The following is a 7,247-nucleotide window of genomic DNA, read 5'->3' on the forward strand; positions in this document are numbered from 1 at the left end:
TCGACTTCCACGGCACCGGCTACACCGTGGACGGCGCCTGCGCCTCCAGCCTGCTGGCGGTGATCACCGCCGCACAGGCACTGTGCACCGGCGAACTGGACATCGCATTGGCCGGTGGCGTCGACCTCAGCCTGGATCCTCTGGAACTGGTGGGATTCGCCCGACTCGGCGCCCTGGCCAGCACCGAAATGCGGGTCTATGACGCCCACCCCACCGGCTTCCTACCCGGCGAAGGATGCGGGATGGTAGTCCTGACCCGCGCCACCGACGCACACCGGCTAGGCCTCCGCATCTACGCCTACCTCACCGGCTGGGGCACCTCCACCGACGGCTCCGGCGGGCTCACCCGACCCGAAACCAACGGCCAGACCCTGGCCCTGCACCGCGCCTACCACATGGCCAGACTCTCCCCACACACCGTCAACCTGATCGAAGGCCACGGCACCGGCACCACCGTGGGCGACCAAGTCGAACTAACCGCCCTCACCCACATCCGCGGCACCGGCACACCCCCTGCCGCCCTCGGCAGCATCAAAGCGAACATCGGCCACACCAAAGCCGCCGCCGGCATCGCCGGACTGATCAAAACCGCACTCGCCATCCACCACCGCACCCTCCCACCCACCACCGGCTGCCACGAACCTCACCCACTACTACGCGAACCACAAGTACCCCTCCGCGTGCTCGCCGAACCCGAACCATGGCCCAACCCAACACCACTGGCAGCAGTATCCGCCATGGGATTCGGCGGCATCAACACCCACCTCGTCCTCACCGGCCCCACCACCACCCCCCACACCACCCTACCCACCACCACACACCGATGGGCACAACCCCCACCCCCACACGACATCGTGCTCATCGAAGCCAACAACACCAACGAACTCACCACACAGCTCAACCTCCTCGCCGAACAAGCCAACACCCTCAGCCAAGCCGAACTCCACGACCTAGCCTGCACCCAACACCACACCACCACCGGAACAGCCACCATCCGAACAGCACTAGTCGCCGACACGCCGGAAACCCTTGCCCGCGCCGCCACCGCCGCAGCACAACGCACCCAGCACTGGCACCACACACTCGTGGTGGACCACGAAGCTGGATTCGCCCTGAGCACACGGAGACAACGAGCGGTCGGACTGCTGTTCCCCGGCCAAGCCGCACCCGTACGAGCACGACTCGACACCTGGGCCACACGACTCACCGTCCCACCACTACCAGCCAACCTGGACATACGCGACGGCGACACCGACACCGCCATCGCGCAGGCCGCCATCGTCCGCCAGTCCCTCGCCGGACTCGCATGGCTACAAGCACTGGGCTGCGAACCCGTCGCCGCCGTCGGACACAGCCTCGGCGAAATCACCGCCCTGATCTGGTCCGGCGTACTAGACCCAAACGCTGGACTGCGACTGGCGGTTCGCCGCGGCCAAGCGATGGCCGAGCACGGCGATCCCGACTCCACCATGGCCACGCTCAACACCACCACAAGGCACGCCGTGCAGCTCGTATCTGGCACTCGAGCGGTCATCGCTGGCTACAACGCACCCGACCAGACCGTGATCTCTGGGCCTACGGACGCGGTCCACGAGGTGGTGACCGCCGCTCGTGCCGCCGGTATCGCGGCCAGCCTGCTCACCGTCTCCCACGGGTTCCACAGCCCGGCCATGTCCGACGCCGAGGCGCCCTTGAGAAGGGAACTCAGCCAGATCGAGTTCGGGCCACCGCAACGATCAGTCGTATCCACCATCACCGGTCGCACCCTGTCCAACTCCGATGACCTGCGCCACCTGCTGATCGACCAACTCACACTTCCGGTACGGTTCACCGACGCCCTGACCGAACTCGCGCACCGCTGCGAGCTGCTCGTCGAAGTCGGCCCCGGAACCATCCTCACCGCCCTGGCCGCCCGGACCACTCCCGACCTTCCCACCGTGAGCCTGGACTGCGGCGGATCAACCCGCCAACACGCCCTGGCCACCGCCACCCTCGCCGTAGCCGGCGCCGGAGACCTCGAACCCTGGTTCGCCGGCCGCGCCTACCGCCCACTACGACTGGACGAACCCCTCAACTTCCTCACCAACCCCTGCGAGACCTCGATTGCCGGCCAGGCGGCCGCTGCTGCCGCTTCTTCGGCCCTCCCTCAAGAGGACACAGGTCATACCGGTGACGCGAACGTGACCGGGAAACGGCTCCCCCGAAAGCCGACGCCTGAGAATTCCTCCCCACTTGAGATCCTCCGTGAGCACCTGGCCAGGTCCCTGGAGCTGCCGATTTCCGGCATCCGGCCGGACAGCAGGCTGCTCGGTGATCTGCACCTGAACTCACTTCAGGTGATCCAAACCATTGCTGCGGTGGCCGAGCACCTCGGCAAGCAGCCGCCCGCCACCCCGCCTTCCCTCGCCGAGACGACGGTCGAGCAGGCTGCCGAGTCACTTCTCGATCTTCCGAGCAGGGACGAGAACGCGGCGGAGTCATCCGCCGATGGTGTCCGACCCTGGGTTCACGCCTTCGAACACCGATGGGTCCCTGCCGTCGGGAAGTCTCGGCCCCAGCCAACGAACTGGAAAGTGTGGGCCCCGGCGGACCACTGGTTGCACTCGGCCCTCACGAACGCGTCAGGTGACGTGCGCGAGGCGTTGGCCGTCCTGCTGACCCCCCAGTCGGGTCCAGCGGAGATCACCAAGCTCCTCCGCGATCTGGAGCAGGAGCGCCCAGACCATCTGTTGGTGCTGCACCACGGCCATCCGGGTGCGGCCGCCATGGGCCGTAGCGCGGCGGTAGAACTCTCCCCACATTCGGTCACGGTGCTGCAGGTCCCCGAAGATGTCCGCACGCTGTCCCTCAGCCACCTCCCGGAGAACGACTATCTGGATCTGCGCGTCGGACCGGACGGCGAGGTCCAGCGGCTGGCCACCATGCCCTACGAACCTCGCGAATCATCCCCCGTGCCGTTGGGGCCGGAAGATGTTTGTCTGGTGACCGGTGGAGTGCGGGGCATCACCGCCTTCTCGGCAGCGGCACTTGCTGAGCGTACGGGTTGCACCCTGGTGTTGTTGGGCAGGACGCCCGCGGATGACCCAGCTGTGAGGGCTATGCTGACAGACCTACGTCGTCGTGCTCGTGCGCACTACCTGAGCTGCGACGTTTCCGACAGGGAGGCTGTCCGTACCGCGGTAACCCGCGCCGCTGAACACGGGAACGTGCGCGGTTTGCTTCATGGTGCGGGGATCAACGAGCCGCAGCGCCTGGCGGCGGTGACCGCCGACTCCCTCGAGCGCACCATGGCTCCCAAGGTCGAAGGACTGCGATCGGTACTGTCCGTCGTCGGCGACCAGCTTCGTCTGGTTGTCGGATATGGATCCGTCATCGGTCGTCGTGGCCTTGTCGGGCAAGCTGAGTACTGCCTTGCGAATGACTGGATGCGTGTGGAGCTCGAGGGCTGGGCCGACGAGCATCCCGACTGCCGCGTCCATCTCCTGGAGTGGTCGGTGTGGTCCGACATCGGCATGGGTGTACGCCTCGACGTACTCGACAGCCTGCGCGAGATGGGCGTCGAGCCGATCCGACCACATGACGGCGTGGAAGTGTTGCTGCAGATCCTGACCGATGCGCAGGCTCCCACCACCCTGCTGGTGACCTCCCGCATCCCTCACAGCCCAACCCTGGCCATCGAGGGTCCTGCCCAGCCACTCCTCCGGTTTGCCGAGCGCACGCGGACCCACACCCCCGGCGTGGAAGCCGTGCTGGAGACCGAGCTGTCTCTGGGGAGCGACCCTTACCTGACCGAGCACCGTATCGGTGGTACCGCCGTGCTTCCCGCCGTCCTCGGGCTTGAGGCCATGGCTCAGGCCACCAGGCTCGTTGACGGTGAGACGACTGGCGCCTGGTCGTTCTCCGGGCTCGCTCTTCCCTCTGCCGTCGTCGTACCCGAGCAAGGGAGTACCTCGCTACGGGTGGCCGCACTGTCAGCGGGACGGGGCGAGGTCGACGTGGTCGTTCGTGAGGAAAGCGACCGGTTCGACAGCGACCGTCTCTCCGCCAAGGTCGTGCCGGCACCGGTACCCCCGAAACAGCATAGAGAGGTGTCCGGTCCGCTGGCCGATGCTCCCGCTCCCCATCCCTTCTACGGGCCGGTGTTCTTCCACAGCGGCCGCTTCCAGCGACTACTGGGCTACGACCTTCTGTCTGCCTTCAGTGTCAGAGCCTGGATCGAGGCCAGGGACGAGACATGGTTCTCCGACTTCCATCCTCGCGAGTTGCTGCTCGGCGACCCTGGTGCGCATGATGCGGCCATTCACGTTCTCTTGGCGTGTGTGCCGCATCGGCGAGCACTTCCGGTTGCCGCAGAGCGAATGACGGTGTGGAAGAAGCCTGTCGGCACGTTGGTCGTCGACGCCGTCGAGCGTTCACACACCGCTGATGACTATGTCTTCGACATTGTCGTACGCCAGCTCGACGGGAGCTGCGTCGCGGCCTGGCAGGGACTACAGCTGCATGCTGTCGGACCGAACGAGCATCAAAGCGCTCTCCCCATCCAGCTTGTCGGCCCGCTGCTCTCGCGACGCCTCATCGAGCAGGGCCTGGGTGATCACGTGGAACTGGTGGTCAGCGAAGGGGAACAACACGACGACATCGACCTCTGGACACAGCAAGTCCGAACAGTCTCGGGCAACAACGACACTCCGGTAGCGACTGGGAGAACTACTAGGTCTACCAGTGCCACTCGAGTGGGTGGGCATGTCCTGCTGGCTGAGTCCTCGGAGCCCATCGGCGTTCATTGGGAGGCGGGTTCGGCCGCAAGTACGTCTGAGCCTCCCTCCAAAGAGGATCAACGGCTGTTCGAGGCCGTCGCGACAGACGTTGGTGAACGTTCAGGACACGCCCTCAACCGCGTCTTGGTGGCGCGACAGGCTCTGCGAGAAATCGAGGATATCGCCGCAGCGCCGCTTGTACGGGGTGAGGTGACCGAGGACCAGATGGTCGTGTTCCACAGCGGACCAATCAGGGTCGTGACAGCACGGTTGATCACAGACGCGTCGTTGGAACCAGTGACGGTGGCGATCGCTATCCATAAAGGACGGTGAGCCACGTGCGAACCTATCGTTACCATCACGTCGTGACGTTCGACGAGACCAACCTCGTCGGGAACGTCTACTTTGCGCAGTACCTGCACTGGCAGGGTCACTGCAGGGAACGGTTTCTGGCCGAACACGCCCCCTCGGTCGTCGAGTCTCTGAAGACAGGCGAGCTCGCACTCGCGACAGTGTCGTGCTCGATGGACTTCTACAAGGAGTGCTTCGCACTCGACGAGATCGACGTGCTGATGAGCCTGCGTGACAAGGGAGGCGGGCGAATCACCATGCACTTCGAGTTCCGCAGGGACGGTGAGCTTGTCGCCACCGGAACCCAGGTCGTGGCCTGCCTGTGTCGTGAGGACGGGGTACACCCGGTTGACATCCCTGCTGAGCTCGACGATGCACTGTCGGCCTATGCGCCTGCACCCAAGAAACTGGTTTAACCGCAGGAGCCTCCGACGATATGCGTCTCAACAATCACACTTCCACGATCAACATAGGCGAAACCCAGGTGGAACATCCAACACCAGCATGAACCGTACCTTTACCCAGGAGGTGACACTTGACATCATAGAATCATCCGCCACAGAAAGGACAGTGCGGATCGCAGCAGTCAAGATATTCAACCCCAGAAAATTAGAGTTACCAGAATAAAGGTGGAGGTTTGCGCCATGAGTGTTATTCACCATTGCCTTTGCGTTGGCAAGGGAGCTATCACTACCTCCGGCGGGCTCAGGTTTGACCTTGTAGCCGTCAAGGATGAACTGAACGGGATCGTGATCGACTTCGTGGCGACCGGCGACGTCAATATCGTTCTCGCCAAGGTGGAGCGACACACTCAGACGGGGCTTGTCTTCTTCGGAGGGGTTGCCATCGGCATGTACACCCTTGTCGATGTGCCCTGCCCCACGTCTCGGCAGGAGGAGAGCCGGTGGGAGAGCGGCACCTTGTTCCTCAACCACTGCGTCAAGATCACGGTTCGCCCGGTCGGCGATACGCTGCCTGAGGCGCTAGGCGGCGGCAGCGAGTTCAGCGCTATTGCGGCTGTGGCAATGTCTGGTGCATATGCCCCCAACCCTCTCCAGGAGGGTGCTTCCGGCGAGCCAGCCGAAGGTTCTGAGTACTTCACCGAGATCAATTTCCAGCAGGGCGCACCGCCTGGGACCAGCGGTGACTACACCGCCACGATCGTTAAGTAAGATCGATCAATATCGCAACATTCGCCTCCGCCTAGCTCTCCGCTAGGCGGAGGCGATTCATATAGTTCAAGGTACCCAACTACGTTCACCGTCATCGTGTCGCTACTCCTGAAACATCTTTGTGAGACAACTCAGGACATCCAGAAATCCAATAATCGACTCTCCGTCAAATGACAGATAACTGCGCCAGTAATATACCTCCGAGAAAGCGGGTGAGCAGTGGCACTGGTACATTCTCTGGGGTGGTAGATTCCGGTTAATCGTGCGTGATCCGACCCGGTGCGGTAAACTTTAATGCAGAGCTTCATAATCAGATGTGGCAACCAATATGGAAGCTCTACTGACCGCAACTGCAGGTAGCGGTCAATGATTACTTGTGACCTTCCCGCAGGGTTCAGTGCTTTGGTGAAGTGATCTTGGGTGCAGGCACGGCTTCGTGGTGATCACGGCGCGACCTGGGGTCCCGTGACCGTGCGAGGGAGCGGTGCCTGTTGGAGCATCGCTGATTCCTGCTGGGATGTGAGCGGCCGCCGGACTGATGCCAACAAGAGCACAGCCGACGTCGTGACTACTGCCCAGAGAACTGATCAAACTTATGGCGCAGCTAGCCGGACACCTCCATCCTAAATACGGCTTCCGTCCTCCTAGCCGCTTAGCCAGCGGTGAGCCTTGCCCGAGCCGCGCCGCCCGGGCATAGGTCACTCTCACTCGGGCAATACCCCCAATGAGTTATGCGTAGGGCTCGAGGACTTTGATTGTGCCAACAGCAAACTAAGAGCGCTTACCTCGGTGTCAAACTTTCACAATCCACGCGTTTTCGTCAGTATCACACGTAAGTAACTAACACAACCTACGGAAGCGGTGCGATCGTGCGAGTTGATCGCCCGAAAGAAGCGGGTCAGTTAGAGCGTGTCTCACTTGGTGAGTCTCTTGTAGCAGGTGAGGGCGGCGGCCAAGGTCAGAAAGG

Annotated in this window: 3 protein-coding genes; all 3 read left to right on the forward strand. The window is 63.1% G+C overall.

The genetic code is table 11. The annotated features are described in order from the left end of the window. On the forward strand, positions 1 to 5,090 hold a 5,090-nt coding region (locus IEY55_RS31200; protein ID WP_189062184.1), incomplete at its 5' end, for a type I polyketide synthase. 32 nt (positions 5,091 to 5,122) lie between these two features. Further along, the gene (locus IEY55_RS31205; RefSeq protein WP_229686940.1) at positions 5,123 to 5,524 is read left to right on the forward strand and encodes an acyl-CoA thioesterase; all 402 of its coding nucleotides are present in this window, start codon (positions 5,123 to 5,125) and stop codon (positions 5,522 to 5,524) included. 228 nt (positions 5,525 to 5,752) lie between these two features. Continuing rightward, a complete protein-coding gene (locus tag IEY55_RS31210) occupies positions 5,753 to 6,280 on the forward strand; it encodes a hypothetical protein (RefSeq protein WP_189062186.1) in 528 nt (175 codons plus the stop codon). Positions 6,281 to 7,247 lie beyond the last annotated feature (967 nt).

The sequence above is a fragment of the Longimycelium tulufanense genome (genome assembly GCF_014645795.1).
GTDB lineage: Bacteria > Actinomycetota > Actinomycetes > Mycobacteriales > Pseudonocardiaceae > Longimycelium > Longimycelium tulufanense.